General features: G+C 74.7%; 16 protein-coding genes. 6 read left to right on the top strand and 10 right to left on the bottom strand.

Translation table 11 applies throughout. The features are described from left to right. Nucleotides 1–7: 7 nt before the first annotated feature. Nucleotides 8–2,284, top strand: a complete 2,277-nt coding sequence (locus ACYVGT_RS18480) for a UvrD-helicase domain-containing protein (RefSeq protein ID WP_460860001.1) — start codon at nucleotides 8–10, stop codon at nucleotides 2,282–2,284. A gap of 278 nt (nucleotides 2,285–2,562) precedes the next feature. Here ACYVGT_RS18480 and ACYVGT_RS18475 read toward each other — a convergent pair whose 3' ends face one another. Continuing rightward, nucleotides 2,563–3,540: a hypothetical protein gene (locus ACYVGT_RS18475; protein ID WP_460859999.1), complete on the bottom strand. Its 978-nt coding sequence runs from the start codon at nucleotides 3,538–3,540 to the stop codon at nucleotides 2,563–2,565. 343 nt (nucleotides 3,541–3,883) lie between these two features. Here ACYVGT_RS18475 and ACYVGT_RS18470 point away from each other — a divergent pair, with 343 nt between their 5' ends. After that, nucleotides 3,884–4,705 (top strand): EI24 domain-containing protein, encoded by an 822-nt coding sequence (locus tag ACYVGT_RS18470; RefSeq protein ID WP_460859997.1) that lies wholly within the window; start codon nucleotides 3,884–3,886, stop codon nucleotides 4,703–4,705. 18 nt (nucleotides 4,706–4,723) lie between these two features. On the opposite strand, the gene ACYVGT_RS18465 is transcribed toward ACYVGT_RS18470, so the two are convergent. From ACYVGT_RS18465 to ACYVGT_RS18450, 4 genes are all read right to left on the bottom strand, one after another. After that, nucleotides 4,724–5,857: a D-alanine--D-alanine ligase family protein gene (locus ACYVGT_RS18465; protein ID WP_460859994.1), complete on the bottom strand. Its 1,134-nt coding sequence runs from the start codon at nucleotides 5,855–5,857 to the stop codon at nucleotides 4,724–4,726. Nucleotides 5,858–5,994: 137 nt separating this feature from the next. Continuing rightward, entirely contained in the window at nucleotides 5,995–7,215 is a 1,221-nt protein-coding gene (locus tag ACYVGT_RS18460) for a trans-sulfuration enzyme family protein (protein ID WP_460859991.1), read from the bottom strand. Beyond that, on the bottom strand, nucleotides 7,215–8,246 hold the full coding sequence (locus tag ACYVGT_RS18455; protein WP_460859988.1) for an NAD(P)H-dependent glycerol-3-phosphate dehydrogenase: 1,032 nt from the start codon (nucleotides 8,244–8,246) through the stop codon (nucleotides 7,215–7,217). Before ACYVGT_RS18455 ends, ACYVGT_RS18460 begins: the two co-directional genes overlap by 1 nt. Next, nucleotides 8,243–9,160: a lysophospholipid acyltransferase family protein gene (locus tag ACYVGT_RS18450; RefSeq protein ID WP_460859985.1), complete on the bottom strand. Its 918-nt coding sequence runs from the start codon at nucleotides 9,158–9,160 to the stop codon at nucleotides 8,243–8,245. Before ACYVGT_RS18450 ends, ACYVGT_RS18455 begins: the two co-directional genes overlap by 4 nt. Nucleotides 9,161–9,369: 209 nt before the next feature. Here ACYVGT_RS18450 and cofC point away from each other — a divergent pair, with 209 nt between their 5' ends. Beyond that, nucleotides 9,370–10,008 (top strand): 2-phospho-L-lactate guanylyltransferase, encoded by a 639-nt coding sequence (gene cofC, locus ACYVGT_RS18445; RefSeq protein ID WP_460859982.1) that lies wholly within the window; start codon nucleotides 9,370–9,372, stop codon nucleotides 10,006–10,008. 136 nt (nucleotides 10,009–10,144) lie between these two features. Here the strand turns inward: cofC and ACYVGT_RS18440 are convergent, their stop codons facing one another. The 4 genes from ACYVGT_RS18440 to leuC all read right to left on the bottom strand — a co-directional run bounded on the left by ACYVGT_RS18440 (nucleotide 10,145) and on the right by leuC (nucleotide 13,088). Continuing rightward, a complete protein-coding gene (locus tag ACYVGT_RS18440; protein WP_460859980.1) occupies nucleotides 10,145–10,426 on the bottom strand; it encodes an HU family DNA-binding protein in 282 nt (93 codons plus the stop codon). A 78-nt stretch (nucleotides 10,427–10,504) separates the two neighbouring features. After that, nucleotides 10,505–10,744 carry an SCO5555 family protein gene (locus ACYVGT_RS18435; protein WP_460859977.1) on the bottom strand — a complete coding sequence of 80 codons (240 nt, stop codon included), beginning with the start codon at nucleotides 10,742–10,744 and terminating at the stop codon, nucleotides 10,505–10,507. Nucleotides 10,745–11,055: 311 nt separating this feature from the next. After that, nucleotides 11,056–11,646, bottom strand: a complete 591-nt coding sequence (gene leuD / locus ACYVGT_RS18430) for a 3-isopropylmalate dehydratase small subunit (protein WP_460859976.1) — start codon at nucleotides 11,644–11,646, stop codon at nucleotides 11,056–11,058. Between the two features lie 44 nt (nucleotides 11,647–11,690). Then, nucleotides 11,691–13,088 carry a 3-isopropylmalate dehydratase large subunit gene (leuC, locus tag ACYVGT_RS18425; RefSeq protein ID WP_460859975.1) on the bottom strand — a complete coding sequence of 466 codons (1,398 nt, stop codon included), beginning with the start codon at nucleotides 13,086–13,088 and terminating at the stop codon, nucleotides 11,691–11,693. A gap of 206 nt (nucleotides 13,089–13,294) precedes the next feature. Here leuC and ACYVGT_RS18420 point away from each other — a divergent pair, with 206 nt between their 5' ends. From ACYVGT_RS18420 to ACYVGT_RS18410, 3 genes are all read left to right on the top strand, one after another. Beyond that, nucleotides 13,295–13,975 (top strand): IclR family transcriptional regulator, encoded by a 681-nt coding sequence (locus tag ACYVGT_RS18420; protein ID WP_460860021.1) that lies wholly within the window; start codon nucleotides 13,295–13,297, stop codon nucleotides 13,973–13,975. A gap of 99 nt (nucleotides 13,976–14,074) precedes the next feature. Then, the gene (locus ACYVGT_RS18415; RefSeq protein ID WP_460859974.1) at nucleotides 14,075–14,749 is read left to right on the top strand and encodes an SRPBCC domain-containing protein; all 675 of its coding nucleotides are present in this window, start codon (nucleotides 14,075–14,077) and stop codon (nucleotides 14,747–14,749) included. A gap of 89 nt (nucleotides 14,750–14,838) precedes the next feature. After that, the gene (locus ACYVGT_RS18410; RefSeq protein WP_460859972.1) at nucleotides 14,839–15,402 is read left to right on the top strand and encodes a Uma2 family endonuclease; all 564 of its coding nucleotides are present in this window, start codon (nucleotides 14,839–14,841) and stop codon (nucleotides 15,400–15,402) included. 39 nt (nucleotides 15,403–15,441) lie between these two features. Here ACYVGT_RS18410 and ACYVGT_RS18405 read toward each other — a convergent pair whose 3' ends face one another. Next, nucleotides 15,442–16,560: a PQQ-dependent sugar dehydrogenase gene (locus ACYVGT_RS18405; RefSeq protein ID WP_460859970.1), complete on the bottom strand. Its 1,119-nt coding sequence runs from the start codon at nucleotides 16,558–16,560 to the stop codon at nucleotides 15,442–15,444. Nucleotides 16,561–16,651: the final 91 nt, after the last annotated feature.

The following is a 16,651-nucleotide window of genomic DNA, read 5'->3' as shown; positions in this document are numbered from 1 at the left end:
GAGGCCGATGGCCCGGCTGGCGGTCGATGCGGCGTGCCTGGCCCAGTACGAGAAGCTCGACGGGGAGACCCGCGAGCGGTTGCGGGAGGTGACGCGGAAATTCCGCGAGCTTCCGTGGGAGGCGCTGCGCCGCCACCCCGACCTGCGGATCCGCGAGCTGGCCCACGGCCAGGATCCGCGGCTGCGGACCTTCCGCATCAGCGACGCATGGACCGGGGTGATGCTCGCCCCCGAGTCGGGCGAGACGTTCCTGCTCGTCCACCTGCTGCCGCGGGACCGCGCCGAGGGGTGGGCGGCCGATCAGCGGCACGACGTCAACCGGGTGATGGGCACCCTGGAGCGGCGCGACGCAGCAGCGCTAGGCGGGGGCGGCGCGAGCGCGCCCCCGGAGCCCGCGGCACGCGCCTCCGGGCCCGCCGTTCCCCCCGCTGAAGCCCGGGAAGCGCGCCCCGCCGCGAACACAGCCGCCTCCGCCCCCGCACCGGCCGCAGCGGTACCGGACACCGGCCGGCGCGCGCCCGCACCCGCCGCACCGCCCGGGACCGCCGCGGAGGGCCCCTTCGACGCCGTGTCCGACACGGACCTGGCACGGCTGGGGGTGGACCCGCAGGTGCGGGCCTTCTGCCGCGGCCTGGGCAGCGCCGCGGAGCTGCGCGCCTGGCGCCCGGCCCTGCCCCAAGACCAGTACGAAGTGCTCGCGGCGCTGGCAGGCGGGCACTCGGTGCGCCGCGTGCTGGAGGAGGTCGTGGCGCCGCGGCGGCCGCAGTCGGGCGCGGTGCGCACCGACGACTACGACGCGGCCATCCGGAACACCCGGGACCGGGTGATGGTGGTCGGCGACGACCAGGAAGTGGAGGACGTACTCGCCGGCGAATTCGCCGCATGGCGGGTGTTCCTGCATCCCAAGCAGCGCGACCTGGCCTACCGGCCGCGGTTCGCCGGCCCGGCCAAGGTGTCGGGCGGCCCGGGCACCGGCAAGACCGTGGTGGCGCTGCACCGGGTGAAGCATCTCGCCGAGCACCTGCCGCTGGACGGCCGGATCCTGCTGACCAGCTTCACCAACGCACTGGTGGAGTCGCTCAAGCGGGACCTCGCGCAGCTGCTCCCGGCCGAACTGCTGGCCGATGTGGACGTGGTCACCACGGACAAGCTGGCGCTGGACGTGGTTCGGGAGGTCCATCCCGACGTGCGGCTGCGCACCGACACCCGCGGGCTGTTCGCCAACGTGGCCCGCCAGCACCGGCTGCCCTATCCGCCGGACCTGCTGTACGCGGAGTACCGGCACGTGGTGATGGCGCAGGGCATTGCGACCCTGGAGGGCTACCTCGGCCCGGATGCCCGGCGCGGCCGCAGCACCCGCCTCGGCACGGCCGAGCGGCGCGCCGTGTGGCACGCCATCAGCGACGCCCGCGCCCGGATGCGCGCCGGGCGCGCCCTCGCCGCCGAGGAGCTGCACGCCGAAGCCGCCCGGCTGCTGGGCGAGCGCACCGCCAAGCCCTACTCCAACATCGTGGTCGACGAAGCCCAGGACCTGCATCCGGCCCAGTGGCGCACGCTGCGTGCCGCGGCGCCGCCCGGGCCGGACGACCTGTTCATCGCGGGCGACAACCGGCAGCGCATCTACGACAACACGGTGTCGTTCCGCCGGCTCGGCATCAACGTGGTGGGCCGGTCCTTCCCGTTGCGCGTCAACTACCGCACGACCGAGGAGATCCTCACCTGGGCGGACGCCATCATGGCGGGCCGCCCGGCGCTGGAGCTGGGCGACACTGCCCCGGAGCCGCCGGGCGCCGCGCGCTGCGTGCTGAGCGGCCCGCGCCCGGAGATGGTCGCGGCACCCGACGAGCCGGCCGAACTGGACGCCGTCGCCGAGCGGGTGCGGCGGTGGCTGGCCGACGGCATCGCGCCCGCCGACGTGTGCGTGACGGCGCGGACCCAGCGCGGCCGGGACGCCGTTGCGGCGCACCTGCGCGCCCGCTCGGTGCCCGCGGTGATCTTCCACCCCGGCCGGCATGCCGTCGACGAGCGGACGGCCGGAGTGCGGGTCACGACGATGCACGGGGTGAAGGGCCTGGAGTTCCGCGCGGTGGCGGTGACCGGCGCCACCGCGTCTGCGCTGCCGCTGATGGAGCACGTGACAAGCGCCGGCCTGGACGAGAACCAGCACCGCTCCGACCTCGACGCCCAGCGCTCCCTGCTCTACGTGGCCTGCACCCGTGCCCGCGAACGCCTCGCTGTCAGCTGGCACGGCACGCCGAGCCCGTTCCTGCCCCCGCAGCCCTGACCCGCCGCGGACCGCGCGCCGGCGTTGCGAGTGGACCGGCAGCGCTGCCAGAGGCGGGGCAGCCGCCCGGTGGGACGCGGACAGCAGCCTCCGGCGGTCCGGCGCCCGGGGCCTGCGCCGGATCTCCGGGCGAGGGCCGCCGGATCGGGGACCGGAGCGTGCGGCGCGGGCCGGCGCGGCCGGCCTCGGACCGGGCCGCCGCGGAGCCGGCGGTCTGGCGCCGGCGTCGAAGGTGCGGCTCGGCCGGGTCAGCAGATGGACGGTGCGCAGGAAGGCGTTCATGGGCTGCTTCCGTAGGTGAAGTCGGGCAGGGTGGGCCGGGCGGCACCGGAGAGGCTGGAGTGGTGCCGGGCGTCGCGGGCGGAGCGGACCAGGTCGGCGATCTGGTGCGGGTGGCCCAGGTCGCTCCAGGTGAAGCGGAGGAGCGTGAGGCGCTGGCTGCCGGCGGCGATCCGGTTCTGCCGGCCGCGGTCGGCGAAGAGGGCGGCGGGCAGGGCGTGCGGCCCGGCCCCGTCGGCCTCGGCGACGACGCCCCAGGACGGCCAGGCCAGGTCGGCGCGGCCGGCCAGCGTGCCGCCGGGCCCGTAGACGGGATACTGCAGCTCTTCGGGGGCGACGCCGTGGTCCCGGCACAGCAGCCGGAGCCGGGTCTCGAAGGTGCTCTCGGCGCGGCCGTCGGCCTCGTCCCACCACGCCCGGGTCCGGCGGGAGCCGGGCCTCCCGGTGTTGGCCGCCAGCAGGGCGGGGAGGTCTTCGGCCGCCACCAGCCCCTGGTGCAGGGCCGAATCGATGGTGCTCACCGCGGAGAACCGGTCCCCCAGCACCCCGGTGTCGCGCAGGGTGCGGCCCGGGCTGCTGAGCCGGATCCCGCGGCGGACCGCGATCTCCCCGGGCGGGATGTCCCAGTTGTGCAGGCGGAGGCCGGCGGCAGTGGAGGTGCGGCCGCTCAGGGCCAGATGGACGTCCTCGGCGGCGGAGCCGGCGATCTGCCCCTGCAGACCCCACAGGCGCGCCGCAGTCGGCCCCACAGCGACCGCGCGCGGGCCGTAGAACAGCTGCAGGGCCTTGGCCCGGGCCGCGAGCGGGGGCGGCCCTTCGCGTACGTGGTAGATGGCGGGGCGGATCCGCGTCCAGCCGCGCGACCGCAGGCAGCGGTCGATCGCCCCCTGGCTCACACCGAGGCTGCGGGCCTGGTCGCGGGAGACCACTCCGTGCTGGCTCTCGGCGAGCTCCCGGACGCGTGACAGGTCGGACATGCATCCAGTTGACGCCGCTCCGGCCCGCAGCGCGAGACCGGACCTCCCATCTGTGGACGGCGCCGCCCCGCTCCGCCTGTGGACACCGCAGGCGCGGAGGCGGCCACCGCGAGCCGCCGGGGCGCATCGCGGCACCCCCTCCCGCGCCACCAGGGGCCGCCCGGCCGCCGCCTCTGCGGCGCAGCGGCCCCGTGCCGCCCGGCGGAGCGGAGCCGCGGCGGCCCGGCACGCCGGCCCGGCGGCGTCCGCCGCCGCGCAGCGGGCGCGCGGGGGGGGGCGAACGCGGACCGGAACGGCCGGAGTGGGGCGGAGGTGTCCGTTCGGGGCAGTAGGCTCCAGGCCCATGAGCTCAGTCGTGCGCGATGCGTTCTCCGGTGCCGGGATCCTGCTGCGCGGGGCGGGGATGGTCCTCCGCCGGCCGAAGCTGTTCTTCCTCGGTGCGCTGCCGCCGCTCGTTACGTCCATCCTGTTCGTTGCGGCACTGGTCGCGCTGTTCACCAGTATCGAGGGGCTCGCTGCCTGGGCCACGCCGTTCGCGGACGACTGGACCGGCGCCTGGCAGGCGACGGCGCGCCTGGCTGCCGGCGCGGTCATGGTGCTCGGCTCCGTCATGCTGATGGTCATCGCCTTCACCAGCCTGACGCTGGCGATCGGGGCGCCGCTGTACGACCTCATCGCCGAGAACGTCGAGCATGAACTCGGCGACGCCCCGCCGGAGGCCGACGAGTCGTTCGCCGCCTCGGCCGCGCGGTCGGTGCGCCAGACCATCGCCGTCGTGCTACTCACCGCGCTCGGGACGGTTCCGCTATTCGTCGCCGGGTTCATCCCCGTCGTCGGGCAGACCGTGATCCCGGTGCTGACCGCCCTGTTCGGCGGATGGATGCTCGGGCTGGAGCTGGTGGGCACCGCGTTCGACCGGCGCGGGATGCGCCGCCTCGGCGACCGCCAGCGGGCGATGCGCACCCGCAAGTCCCTGGTGGTCGGCTTCGCCGTTCCGGCCTACCTGCTGCTGGCGATCCCGTTCGTCGCGGTCGCGGTGTTCCCCGCGGCCACCGCGGGCGGCACCATCCTCACCCGGCGCCTGCTGCCGGCTGCGGCCCCGCGGCAGCCGGCCGGCGGGCCGCCTGCCGCGCCCGCCGGTCCGCCCGGTGCCGCGGGAAGCTGAGCCCTCCCGCAGCCGAAGTCAGCGCAGTCCGGCGCCCCGGTTGAGCGCCGTCTCGATGAGGCGCTCGATGAGGCCGGCGTAGCCGATACCGGTGGCCTCCCACATCTTGGGGAAGGCCGAACTCGGCGTGAACCCCGGCATCGTGTTGATCTCGTTGACGTAGACCTCGCCGTCGTCGGCGGCGAAGAAGTCGACCCGGGCCAGGCCTTCGCAGCCGAGCGCCTCGAACGTGCGCACCGCCATGGCGCGGATCCGCTCGGTCGTCGCCTCGGGCAGGTCCGCCGGGATCGTGAGGCTGCTCGAGGAGAGGTACTTCGCCTCGAAGTCGTAGAAGTCGAAGCCCTCGGCGACATGGATCTCAGCGGGCAGCGACGCCTCCGGAGCGCCGCCGTCGGCCGCCTCCAGCACGCCGCACTCGACCTCGCGGCCGGAGATGGCGGCCTCGACGATGACCTTCGGATCGTGCTCCCGGGCGGCCTCGATCGCGGCGACCACGGCGTCGGTGTCGGCCGAGTCGGACACCCGCGCGATGCCGACGCTGCTGCCGGCGCGGGCCGGCTTCACGAAGACGGCGGCGCCGAGCGCGGCGATGTCGTCCAGGACCCGCTTGCGCTCGGTGTGCCAGGCGCGGTCGGGCACGGCCACGAACGGGCCGGTGGGGATGGCGTTCGCCTGGAACATGGCCTTCATGAAGACCTTGTCCATGGAGGCGGCGCTGGCGAAGACGCCGGCGCCCGCGTAGCGCACGCCCATCATCTCGAACAGGCCCTGGATGGTTCCGTCTTCGCCGAACGGGCCGTGCAGCAGCGGCAGCACGACGTCGACCTCGCCCAACCGGGCCGGCACCGCGTCCGGGGCGAGCACCATCAGGTCGTTGGCAGTGCCCGCGTCGAAGGGCAGCGCGAGCTGCGCGCCGCCGGCGGCCGCGGTGTCCACGGTCGGCAGCGCCTTGTCCGCGCCGATGGCGAGCCGGTCCGCGGCGGAGTCGGCGAGGACCCAGGCGCCGTCCCGGGTGATGCCGATCGGCACGACCTCGTAGCGCTCGCGGTCGATAACGGAGAGTACGCTCCCCGCGGTGACGCAGCTGATCTCGTGTTCGGAACTGCGTCCGCCGAAGATGACGGCGACGCGGACTCTACGCTGCTCGGCCATGGTTCCTGACCCTATCTCGCTGTGCTTTCTCTGCAGAACCGCCATTCGGGGCCGCAGCGGCATTCCCGACTCTGCCGCCCCTATCACGCCACTCTCGGTGATCGCCTCCGGGCCCCGGCGGCCGGCGCCCGGGCCGTTCACCCCAGGCGGTCCAGCGCCGCGCGGGCGTCGGCGATCAGGTCCGCGGGGTCTTCAAGGCCGATCGAGAACCGCACCGCGCTGAGGGCGATGCCCGCTGCATCCAGTTCCGCATCGCCCATCTGGCGGTGCGTGGTGGAGGCCACGTGCCCGGCCAGGGTGTGGGTGCCGCCCAGCGAAGCGGCGACCGACGCCACCCGCAGTCCGTCGGCGAACGCCATTCCCGCCTCCCGGCCGCCGCGCGGCGCCACCGTGACGACGGCGCCCGCGCGGCCGCCGTCGAACAGCGTGCGCGCCAGCGCGTGCCCGGGATGGCCGGCCAGCGAGGGGTGGTCCACGCGCTGCACCGCCGGGTGGTCCGCCAGCGCCGCGGCGAACTCGGCTGCGCTGGCGCACTGCCGGCCGACGCGCAGTGGCAGCGTCTCCAGGCCGCGGTGCAGCAGGTAGGCCTCGTCGGGGGCGAGGTGGGTGCCGAGGTCGATCCGCGCCGATCGCACCGCGGCCATCGGCTCGCCGCGCCCCACGACCGCTCCCCCGGTGGCGTCGCTGTGGCCGCCGATGTACTTGGTGGCCGAGTGCACCACCAGGTCGGCCCCGTGCTCGAGGGGGCGGCACACCGCGGGCGAGGCGAAGGTGGAGTCGACCACCAGGAGCGCGCCCGCCGCGTGCGCCGCCTCGGCGAGCTCGGGCAGGTCGGCCACGAGCATCGCCGGGTTGGACAGCGTCTCGGTGAAGACCAGCCGGGTCTCCGGCCGCAGCGCGGCGCGCACGGCTGCGGTGTCGGTGCCGTCGACGAAGTCGGTGTCCACCCCGAACCGGCGCAGCAGCCCGTCCAGCAGCGAGTAGGTGTTGCCGTAGATCGACCGGGCGGCGACGACATGCGCGCCCGCGCCGGCCAGCGCCAGCACCGCGGTGGAGATGGCGGCCATCCCGGAGGCGAACGCCTCGCCGCGGACCTCGCCGGGCACGCCGGCGCCCTCCAGCGCGGCGAGCGCGGACGCGAAGGCCGCCGCGGTCGGGTTGTCGATGCGCGCGTAGGAGTAGCCGGGCCGTGCCCCGTCGAGCACGTCGGCGTAGTCCTGCGAGGTGTCGAACGCCCACGTCGTGCTCCGGTGCACCGGCGGACGGAACGGCCGCTCGCCGAGCGGCGGGCCGGAGGGCAGGTTGAGCGCGCGGGTGGCCTCGCCGGGCTCCCGCTCCGCGCCGTCGCCGGCGGCCATCAGGCGGAGCCGTCCTGGGAGCCGACCCCGTACCGCTCCGGCTTGGCGCTCCGCGACATGAGCATGACGGTGGCCTCGGCGGGACTGAGGTCGTGGTGCATCATCTGCACGACGACCTCGGTGATGGGCATGTCCACGCCGTGCTTGCGGGCGAGCGCGAGCACCGACTCCGAGGACTTGACGCCCTCCACGGTCTGCTTCATCTCCGCGGCCGCCTCGTCCACGCTCAGGCCGGAGCCGAGCCGTTCGCCGAAGGTGCGGTTGCGCGACAGCGGCGAGCTGCAGGTGGCGACGAGGTCGCCCATGCCGGCGAGGCCGGCCAGGGTGTGCTCGTCGGCGCCGAGGGCGACGGCGAGGCGCACGGTCTCGGCGAGGCCGCGGGTGATGAGCGCCGCCTTCGCGTTGTCGCCCAGTCCCATGCCGGTGGCGACGCCGACGGCCAGGGCAATCACGTTCTTCACCGCGCCGCCGAGCTCCGCCCCGACCAGGTCGGTGCTGCTGTACGGCCGGAAGTACGGGGACTTGCACAGGTGCTGGAAGCGGACGGCCGAGGCCTCGTGCGGGCAGGCCACGACGGCCGTGGCCGGCTGCCGCTCGGCGATCTCGCGGGCGAGGTTGGGGCCGGTCAGCACGGCGACGCGGTCGGCGGGCAGGTCGAGCTCTTCGGCGACCACCTCGCTCATCCGCAGGCTGGTGCCGAGCTCGACGCCCTTCATCAGGCTGACCACGACGGCGCCGGGCGCCAGGTGGCTCCGCCACGCCTGCAGGTTCGCGCGCAGCGTCTGGGAGGGCACGGCCATCACGGCGAACGCGGCGCCGTCCAGCGCCTCGGCCGGATCGGCGGTGGCGGTGAGCGCCGGGTTGAGCTCGATGCCGGGCAGGTAGTCGGCGTTGGCGTGCTGGCCGTTCACCGCAGCCGCGACCTCGGGCCGCCGGGTGTAGAGGACCGCGTCGGCGGCGCCGGCGTCCGCCACCACGTTGGCGAACGCGGTGCCCCAGGACCCGCCGCCCATGATCGCGACCTTGGTCATCCGGTGCCCTCCTCGGGACTCTTCGCTGCGCCGCCCTGCGGAGCGCCCTTCGCGGCGCCGTCCCCGGTTCCCTGCTCGCCGGCGGGCTCCGGCGCGGCGGCGTCGGGGGCACTGCCGTTCGGCGCGGCCCGGTCTGCGGTCTCCGGCGCTTCGACGGGCGCGGCCGGGTCGGCATCCCCAGCGGCTTCGGCGGCGGCCGCGCGGGCCTTCTTCGGGTCGAAGGGCACCGCCGGCGGCTCTCCGCCGCGGATCTGCGCCTGCAGGGCGGTGATGTCGGCCATGATCGCGGAGGTGGCCTCGGAGAGCGCGGTCGCGGTCATCGGCTGGTCCAGCCATGCGGACAGGTCGACCGGCGGGCCGGCCAGCATCTGCACCCGCTTGCGCGGGAACAGGCTCAGCTTGTTGGTGCCGTATTCGAGCAGCTTGTGCTCGCCCCAGTGCGCCAGCGGGATGACCGGGACGCCGGTGCTCAGCGCCAGCCGGGCGATTCCGGTCTTGCCGACCATGGGCCACAGCTCGGGGTCGCGGGTGACCGTGCCCTCGGGGTAGAAGATGACCGAGCTGCCGTCCTCCACCAGCGCCTTCTCGGCCTCGCCGAGGGCCTTGACCGCCTCCGCGCTGCCGCGCTTGACCGGGATCTGCCCGGTCGCGCGGGCCACCGACTTGACCACCGGGATGCGCATGACGCCGTCCTTCATGGTGAAGGTGGGCCAGCGGCGCCCGCCGACGTACAGGTAGTGGGCGATGGTGAGCGGGTCGGCCATCGACAGGTGGTTCGCGGCCAGGATGAACCCTCCGGAGCGCGGGATGTTCTCCGTGCCCGACCACTCCGCCCGCGTGAGCGCCGTCATGATCGGCCGGACGATGGAGGCCACGACGACCTTGACCCACCGCGACTCGCGTTGCTTGGCCACTGCTGCTTCCTCCGGAATCGCCCCCTGGACGTTCGGTGCCCGGGCCGAGGGGGGCGGCCCTACGACTGCGATCGGTCCAGTTTAGGCGGAGTGCGCGATCACCCACGTCGCGTGGGGGGCATGGGCCTCCGGCGCCGCGGGACGCCCCGCCCTATGATTGGGCGCGCCCGGCGGGGCACCGCCGAAGGGGCTGAGCGGGGGGAGAGCCGGTGGAGGGGACCTGGTCGCTGCTGGTGCCCGTCAAGCGGCTGGAGCGGGCGAAGACCCGGCTTGCGGCCGACCCCGGCGTGCGCCGGTCCCTCGCGCTCGCCTTCGCCCGCGACACGGTGCTGGCTGCCGCGGCGTGCCCGGCCGTAGGCGCCGTGTTCGCCGTGACCGCCGATCCGGAGGCGCAGCGGGCGCTGTCCGAGCTGGGTGCGGTGCCGCTCGACGGCGAGCCGGACGGGGGCCTCAACCCGGCGCTGCGGCACGGCGCCGCAGCCGCCGCCCTGCGCCGGCCGGGTCACGGCGTTGCCGCGCTGTCGGCGGACCTGCCGGCGCTGCGCCCGCAGGAGCCCGCCGTGGCGCTGGCCGAGGCCGGGCAGGACGCGCAGGCGTTCGCCGCCGACGCCGCCGGGATCGGGACGACGCTGTACGCCGCCGCGTCGGCCGGGGACTTCGCCCCGGCGTTCGAGGGCGGCTCCCGGCTGCGCCACCGCAGCCGCGGCGCCGCCGAGATCGGCGGCTCCGGGCTGGCCGGGCTGCGCCGCGACGTCGACACCGCGGCCGACCTTGCGGCGGCCGCCGAACTCGGCCTGGGCCCGCACACCGCTGCCGCCGCGGCCGGCCCCTGCCGCCGCACCGCCTGACGGCATCCGCCCCGGCCCTCCCGGCGCCCGCACAGCCGGCGTCCGCACAGCCGGCGTCCGGGGCCGGACATGACGATCGCCCGGCCCGCTGAGGGCGGACCGGGCGGTCGGCGCAGTCGGCACAGGGCCGGGTCTGCTACTTCTTCTTGTTGTTGACCATGTCCTTGAAGTCGGCTCCGGCCCGGAACTTCGGGACGTAGCTGGCAGGGACATTGATCGCTTCGCCAGTGGCGGGATTGCGGGCGGTCCGGGCGGCACGCTCGGCCTTTTCGAACACACCGAACCCGGTGATGGCGACCTTGTCGCCGGCGGCGACGGTCTTCTGGATGGTCTCCAACACGGCGTTGACCGCCTCGGTCGCGGTTTTCTTGTCGCCCAAACGGTCAGAGATCGCGTCGATCAGGTCACGCTTGTTCATTGGTTCCTCCGGTTCCCCCTTGCTCGCACGAAATTAGGGGACCGGAGGGCTTCCGCACAAACACAACACCCTGAGATTTCAGCGTGTCGAGTCGTCATCGACCTGCGCAGAGATCTCCTCAAGCATGCGGTCGAGACGCTCAGAACCGCGAGCGGCATCCCTTTTGACCGATTCCGTCACGGCCAGAAGTCGACGAATAACCGGAATCCGGACACCCTCCGGCAGCGCCTCCGCGCGCCGGTGCGCCTCGCGCAGCCGCTCCGCCAAATCAAGGTAAAAATCGGCGTCACGGCGCTCTTCGGCGTCCTCGTCGGCCACATCGGTGCCCGTGTCGTGAGGGCTGGCGGCCCCTGAGGCCGCGGTTTTGTCGGACGACCCGCGGGCGGCACCGGATTCTCCGCCGCAGGACCCCCGGCCGGGCGCGTCGGCGTGCTCCGCGGGCCCGGAGGCCCCCTCCGGGCCGGCACTGCGGTGCGGGTCGGGGGTGTCCGGCTCCGGCCGCGACCGCGGTCCGGCGCCGTCCGCCCCGCCCGGCCCGGAGGGCGCGCCCGCGGCGCGCCCCGCCGGACCGGGGCCGCCGGCGTGGTCGGCGGACAGCCGTCCTGCGGACGCCGCCCGCCGACCACGCCCTAGCGGGTCACCGGGAGCCACGGCTGCCGCCGGTTCTCGAAGGCGTCGATCGCATCGGTCTCGCGCAGCGTGAGCGCGATGTCGTCCAGGCCTTCCATGAGCCGCCAGCGGGAGTAGTCGTCCAGCTCGAAGGGCTCCTGCACGCCGGGGCCGCGGACCTCGCGCTCGACCAGGTCGACGGTCACCTCGGCGGCGGGGTCCGCCTCCACGGCCGCCCAGAGCCGCTCGACGGCCTCGGCGGGCAGCACGACGGCGAGCAGGCCGCCCTTGAGCGCGTTGCCGCGGAAGATGTCGCCGAACCGCGGCGAGATGACGGCCTTGAAGCCGTAGTCCTGCAGCGCCCACACCGCGTGCTCGCGGGAGGAGCCGGTGCCGAAGTCGGGACCGGCGATGAGCACGCTCGCCCCGGTGTACTCCGGCTTGTTCAGCACGAAGGCGGGGTCGTTGGCGCGCCAGGCGGCGAACAGGCCGTCCTCGAACCCGGTCCGGGCCACCCGCTTGAGGTAGACCGCAGGGATGATCTGGTCGGTGTCCACGTTGCCGGCGCGCAGCGGTGCGGCGCGGCCGGTGTGGACGGTGAACTGCTCCATGGCTCCTCGTTCTCCGTTCTCCGCGGTCGTGGGTGGTGCCGGTGTCACAGGTCGGCCGGCGAGGACAGCGTGCCCCGCACCGCCGTTGCCGCGGCGACCAGCGGCGACACCAGGTGGGTGCGGCCGCCCTTGCCCTGGCGCCCCTCGAAGTTGCGGTTCGAGGTGGAGGCGCTGCGCTCGCCGGGGGCCAGCTGGTCGGGGTTCATGCCCAGGCACATCGAGCAGCCCGCCTCGCGCCACTCGGCGCCGGCCGCGGTGAAGACCTCGCCGAGGCCTTCCTCGTTGGCCTGCTCCTTGACCCGCATCGAGCCGGGCACCACGAGCATCCGCACGCCGTCGGCGACCGTGCGGCCGCGGATGACCTCGGCCGCGGCGCGCAGGTCCTCGATCCGGCCGTTGGTGCAGGAGCCGAGGAAGACGGTGTCCACGGCGATGTCGCGCATCGGCGTGCCGGGCGCCAGGTCCATGTAGGCCAGGGCCTTCTCGGCGGCCGCGCGCGCCGACGGGTCCGCCATCGCCTCCGGGTCGGGCACCGGCGCGTCCAGCGGAACTCCCTGGCCGGGGTTGGTGCCCCAGGTGACGAACGGGCTGAGCGCGTCGGCGTCGATCACGACCTCGCGGTCGAACTCGGCGCCCTGGTCGGTGCGGAGGCTCTCCCAGTGGGCGACGGCAGCGTCCCAGTCGGCGCCGGCCGGCGCGTGCGGGCGGCCCTTGACGTAGGCGAAGGTGGTCTCATCGGGAGCGATCATGCCGGCCCGGGCGCCGGCCTCGATCGACATGTTGCACACGGTCATCCGGGCTTCCATCGACAGCTCGCGGATGGCCTGCCCGCGGTACTCGATGACGTAGCCCTGGCCGCCGCCGGTGCCGATCTGGGCGATGACGGCGAGGATGATGTCCTTGGCGGTGACGCCCGGCTTGAGCGAGCCCTCGACGGTGACCGCCATCGTCTTGAACGGCGCCATCGGCAGCGTCTGGGTGGCGAGCACGTGCTCCACCTGGCTGGTGCCGATGCCGAAGGCGAGCGCGCCGAACGCGCCGTGCGTGCTGGTGTGGCTGTCGCCGCAGACCACGGTCATGCCCGGCTGGGTGAGCCCCAGCTGCGGGCCGACGACGTGCACGATGCCCTGGTCGAGGTCGCCCATCGGGAAGAGGCGGACGCCGAAGTCGGAGGCGTTCTTGCGCAGCGTCTCGATCTGGGTGCGCGACACCTTGTCGGCGATCGGGCCGGTGATGGTGTCCGTGGGCACGTTGTGGTCCTCGGTGGCCACGGTGAGGTCGGGGCGGCGCACCTGCCGCCCGGCGAGTCGCAGCCCCTCGAACGCCTGGGGGCTGGTCACCTCGTGCACGAGGTGCAGGTCGATGTAGAGCAGGTCGGGCTCGCCGTCGGCACGCCGGACGACGTGCTCCTCCCAGACCTTCTCGGCCATCGTGCGCGCCATATGCGTCGCCTCCTCGGGTGTGCTGTCGGGGGTCTGCCGGTCCTCCGCCCCGCCGCAGCGGCGGCGGCTGCGGCCCCTCGCCGCCGGATGCATCCGCCGGGGCGCGGAGCCCGGCGCGCGGATTTGCATTCCAAATTGCGAGACGCCAATATCAAGCCATGGACAACTCTAGCCCATCGAGCGGCGTCGGCGTCCTGGACAAGACCATGTCCGTGCTCGACGCCCTGGAGGCGGGGCCGGCCTCGCTCGCCCAGCTGGTGCGGCTGACCGGGCTGGCGCGGCCGACCGCCCACCGGCTCGCGGTCGCTCTGGAGCGGCACCGCATGGTCGCACGCGACGCCCAGGGCCGGTTCGTCCTCGGCCCGCGGCTCGGCGAACTCTCCATCGCCACCGGCGAGGACCGGCTGCTGGCGGTCGCGAACCCGGTGCTGGTGCAGCTGCGCGATCTGACGGGCGAGAGCGCCCAGCTCTACCGGCGCCAGGGCGACGTGCGGGTGTGCGTCGCGGCGGCAGAGCGGGCCAGCGGACTGCGCGACACCGTTCCGGTCGGCAGCGAGCTGCCGATGAACGCGGGCTCGGCCGCCCAGACTCTGCTGGCGTGGGAGGACAACGAGCGCATCCGCCGATCGCTGCGCGGCGCCCACTTCACCGCGCAGAGCCTCGCCCAGGTGCGCCGCCGCCGCTGGGCGCAGAGCGTCGCTGAGCGGGAGCAGGGCGTCGCCTCGGTGTCGGCGCCGGTGGCCGGGCCGGGCGGGCGGGTGATCGCCGCCGTCTCGGTGTCCGGACCGATCGAGCGCCTCACCCGCTCTCCCGGCCGCCTGCACGCGCCCGCCGTGAGCGCGGCCGCCGAGAAGATCACCGAGGCGCTCCACAGCGACCAGGCATAGCGGGGCCGCACGCCGGGCCCGGCGTGCCCCGGCGCCGATGTCGCCCTCCGCGGACACAATGGGCGCGCGAGGGTGGACACCGCGGCGGCAGGAGGCAGGATGACCGAGCAGGGCGACTGGGACGCGTTCGACGGGGCCGGCCAGACCGCCGCGGTCGAGCGGACGCTCACCGCCGGCGGCACCCCGGCCGCGGGAGGTGCCGCGGGCAGTGTGCCGATGGTGCTCGGCCTCGCCCGCGAATACCCGGTGGCCGCCGCTGCGCTGTGGGCGGCGTGCAGCAGCGCCGACCAGCTGTCCCTGTGGTTCGCCGCGGTCGACGGCGACCTGCGCCAGGGCGGCCGCTACCGCATCGAGGACAACGCGGCGGGCACTATCACCGCCTGCGATCCGCCGCACTCCTACACCGCCACCTGGGAGTACGGCGGCACCGAGTCGTCGGTGTCGGTGCGCATCGACGAGCGCGGCCCGCAGCGCGCGCTGCTGTCCCTGGAGCACCGGGGCGACGCCGAGCGCGACCACTGGGAGACCTACGGCCCCGGCGCCGCTGGCGTCGGCTGGGACCTCGCGCTCCTGGGGCTGGCCCACCACCTCGCCACCGGCAGCGTCACCCCGCTGGAGACCACCCCCTGGGTCGCCACCGACGACGCCCGCCGCGCCATCGCCGCCAGCAGCCGCTACTGGGCCGACCGGGCCATCGACTCCGGCGCCGACCCCGCCGCAGCCCGCGCCGCCGAGGCCCGCACGACCGGCTTCTACCTGGACGAAGAAGGCTGATCCGCAGATCGGCAGACGGGCGCTGCGCTCAAAGCCGCGGCGGGGCAGACTGACAACAGAAGAACGGACGCACGAAGGAGGGCAGCCCCATGGCGATGCCCAGCTCCACTGTGATGGGCGACCTCGGCTCCATCGCCGACCACATCGAGACCCCCGATGGCTACCGGGTGGAGATCATCGCAGGGAACATCGTCGTGTCCCCCACCCCTCTCGGCTCCCACGCCCTGCTCGCCTCCAGGGGCCAGTACGCGCTGCGCGCCCTCCTCGCTGAAGAGTGGGAGGTCGTCCAGTTCGTCACGGTGGAGATCGCGGCGACGGGCGAGCGTTACGTGCCCGACCTCGCCGTGCTGCCCACATCAGTCCTCACCGGCAAGGAGTGGCGCTTCTCCTCCGAAGACGTGCCCCTCGCAGTCGAGATCACCTCTCCGTCGAACGCTGACCCTGACAGGGTCGAAAAGCCGCGCGGGTACGCCCGCGGCCACGTCCCGTCGTACCTGCTCGTCGACAGCGACGACGGCTACTGGACCCTGTTCTCCGAACCAGAGAACGGCCTCTACCGCACGCAGACGCGCGCCACCGGCGGTGCCGAGCTGCACCTCCCCGGGCCCTTCACCGGCCCACTGCCGACTCCGGAAACCGCTAGCCGGCGCTAGGGCGTGCTGGCAGCAGGACAGGTGCCCACCCAACACGCCCTAATCCTCCAGCGGGACGCGGAGGATCTTGTCATCGTCGTCGGCGGGTGAGCCGCGGCCGTCGGTGTTGCTGGTGGCGATCCAGAGCGAGCCGTCGGGGGTGGTGGCGACGTCGCGGAGGCGGCCGTAGTCGCCCTCGAAGAGGGACTCGGGCTCGCCGGCCGGGTCGTCGGGGGCGCCGGTGAGGGGCACCCGCCACAGCCGCTCGCCGCGCAGCGCGGCGACCCACAGCGAGTCGGCGGCGACCGCGGCGCCGCTCGGCGACGCCTCGTCGGTGGTCCAGACCGCGATCGGGTCGGTGAACTCGGCTCCGCCGCCCTCGCCCTCCACCTCGGGCCAGCCGTAGTTCTCCCCCGGCTCGATGATGTTGGCCTCGTCGTAGGCGTCCTGGCCGAACTCGGTGGCCAGCAGCGCGTCGCCGTCGAACGCGAGCCCCTGCACGTTGCGGTGGCCGAGGCTGTGCACGACACCGTCGAGCGCAGGGTCCGGCGGCGGATCGCCCTCGGGCGTCATCCGCAGCACCTTCCCGCCCAGTGAGGCGGGGTCCTGGGCGCGCGAGGGGTCGCCGGCGTCGCCCGTTCCGGCGTACAGCATGCCGTCGGGGCCGAACACGATGCGGCCGCCGTTGTGGAACTCCGCGGCCGGGATTCCGTCGACCACGGTCTGCTGCTGGCCGGCGCCGCCCTGCAGTCCCCCGCTGTCGGTGAACGGCATGCGCACGATCCGGTTCTCGCCGGCCGCCGTGTAGTAGGCGTACACCTCGCCCTCGAGGTCCTCCCCCAGCGTCGGCGGAACGGCGAGGCCCAGCAGGCCGCCCTCGCCGCCCGGTGCGACGCCGTCCACCCGCCCGGCCTCCTCGGTGGAGCCGTCCGGCTGGACGCGGAGCACCCGCGCCGTGTCGCGCTCGCTCACCAGGGCCGACCCGTCCGGGAGGAAGGCGATGGACCACGGCGTCTCCAAGCCGTCGGCGACCGTCTCGGGCTCGCCGGGCGGCGCGAGGCGCTCCTCGCCGTGCGCGCCGCCGCCCCCGTCCGCACCCGGGCCCCCGCAGGCACCGACGAGGAACACCGCTGCCGCGGCGACGGCGCCGCAGCGCAGCGTTCGTGCATTTCGTGGCATACACGCTTCCTCCCCGGTGCGTGCCGATGCAATCCGCGCGGGCCGGGGCGGCGGGGCACGATACGGCCACGACTGGGGGCGGGGCGCTGCG

The sequence above is a fragment of the Nocardiopsis coralliicola genome, from assembly GCF_054779695.1.
Note: the sequence above shows the minus strand (reverse complement) of the source record. Positions and strands in the feature narration are given on the sequence as shown.